The 1,727-nt window shown below is 29.2% G+C and carries 4 protein-coding genes; all 4 read left to right on the top strand.

The window, feature by feature from the left end; all coding sequences use genetic code 11:
* Positions 1 to 230: T6SS effector amidase Tae4 family protein (locus GMC_RS18555; RefSeq protein WP_010520391.1), on the top strand; the 230-nt coding region annotated here is incomplete at its 5' end.
* A gap of 11 nt (positions 231 to 241) precedes the next feature.
* On the top strand, positions 242 to 595 hold the full coding sequence (locus tag GMC_RS21775; RefSeq protein ID WP_138940534.1) for a WG repeat-containing protein: 354 nt from the start codon (positions 242 to 244) through the stop codon (positions 593 to 595).
* On the top strand, positions 492 to 842 hold the full coding sequence (locus GMC_RS22865) for a WG repeat-containing protein (RefSeq protein WP_029489533.1): 351 nt from the start codon (positions 492 to 494) through the stop codon (positions 840 to 842). Before GMC_RS21775 ends, GMC_RS22865 begins: the two co-directional genes overlap by 104 nt.
* An 89-nt stretch (positions 843 to 931) precedes the next feature.
* Positions 932 to 1,714 carry a hypothetical protein gene (locus GMC_RS0101070; protein ID WP_010520390.1) on the top strand — a complete coding sequence of 261 codons (783 nt, stop codon included), beginning with the start codon at positions 932 to 934 and terminating at the stop codon, positions 1,712 to 1,714.
* Positions 1,715 to 1,727 lie beyond the last annotated feature (13 nt).

Here is a 1,727-nt window from a genome sequence, read left to right as displayed (position 1 = left end):
AATATTTAAACCATAGATATGGAGCTTCTACTAAAAAATGGGATGGTACAAGTAATCCAAGTAGAGATGATTTTGCAAAAGACATTGAAAGTGAACAGGGAATTATTTTATTCCACGAAAAAATGTCTGGTTTAAATGGTCACGCTGATTTATGGGAGAAAGGAGAAGTTAAGACATATAACTTATTCCATACAGCTCACTCGATGGAATTTTGGGAGGTATCTAACTAAAAATACAAAAGATGAAAAAAATATTTCAATTAATAGTACTTTTATTAATTACGAGTTGTAATTCACAATCTAAACAAATAATACCATTTGAAACAGATAGAGGTTGGGGATATAAACAAGACGGAAAAATTATAATTCAACCTAAATTTGGAATAGCTAGTGAATTTACGAAATGTGGCATAGCAGCAGTAGGAGATGGTGAAAATGGCAATTATTATATAGATAAAACTGGGAAAAAATTAAATATCCCTATTTTAGAAATTGGTAATTTTATTGACGATTTTCAAGAAAACTACGCTAGATTTAAAAAAGATAGGAAAATTAGGGTTTATAAACGAATGTGGAGAAATAGTTATAGATGCTAAATTTGAGAGTGTTACGCCTTTCAAAAACGAAATAGCAATTGTACATAGAGGATTTGAAATAATTAAAAATGGCCCTTATAAAACACAAAAAGGAGGTAAATTTGGGGCAATTGACAAAAAAGGAAATTTAATTATACCTTACAAGTTTGATTTTATTTCCGAGTTTTCTGAAAATAAAACAGCGACTGCAAAAATTGATAATAGAGATGTAACTATTAATTCAAAAGGTGAAATTATAAAATCATAACATTTGCTAACAATTTGTATAGTGCATAGCTACCCTATCGGGATAGCTACAGCACCATACAAGAGTCGTTAGCATTAATTTAAGAGAATTTGGTAGGAGACATTAAGCATATTGTTATCATAGAAAGTTTAATTAATGAAAGGTTGACTGGGCTTGAAATTTATAACGATTGTATAAAACCAAGAATTGACCACCTAAACAAACCTTTTACTCACAAATATCATTCGACAAAAACAAAATCTGAATTGATTGACTTATTAAAGTTTTATCAAAAGGAATCTTTGAATTTAAGAAATGGACTTCTTTTACATTTTGAAACTCACGGAGCAACAAATAAAACAGGTTTAATACTTGCAGATAACTCGTTATTCGAATGGAAATTAATGACCGATTTACTACGTCCAATAAATATTGCAACCTGCAACGGACTTTTTATAACAATGGCTAATTGCTTCGGAAGATATCTTTCTAATGGAATTGACTTAAACAAAAAAGCACCTTATTCGGGTTATATTTCAGCAAGAACAGCAATATATCCAAGTGAGATTGTCGATAAATTTAGTATTCTTTTCGAAAAACTATTGGAAAACGGTAATCTAGTAGAATCTTATTTAGAGATGCATAAAAACGAATCTAACTTTTATTATAAAGATTCTAAACGGACATTTGATAAAGCGTTTGAAAAAATGATAACTGACTTTAACAATGACCCTGTTTATAAAGCAAACCTACTAAAGAAAAACTTTGAGCAAGTAAAAAAAGAAACTGGAAGAGAACTTACTAATTCTGAATTAGAATTGACCTATAAAGCAGTTATGGTTGATATGTATGATAAAATGATAAAGGGTTTTGAATTTGAAAATTGCGAATAAAAACTAATGCTAA

This window comes from Aquimarina agarivorans (assembly GCF_000218485.1).
In the GTDB taxonomy this organism is placed as follows: domain Bacteria; phylum Bacteroidota; class Bacteroidia; order Flavobacteriales; family Flavobacteriaceae; genus Aquimarina; species Aquimarina agarivorans.
Note: the sequence above shows the minus strand (reverse complement) of the source record. Positions and strands in the feature narration are given on the sequence as shown.

What these genes read in the sequence shown, in the direction of transcription:
- GMC_RS21775 (WP_138940534.1), top strand. Translation starts at nt 242, where the DNA reads ATGAAAAAAATATTTCAATTAATAGTACTTTTATTAATTACGAGTTGT.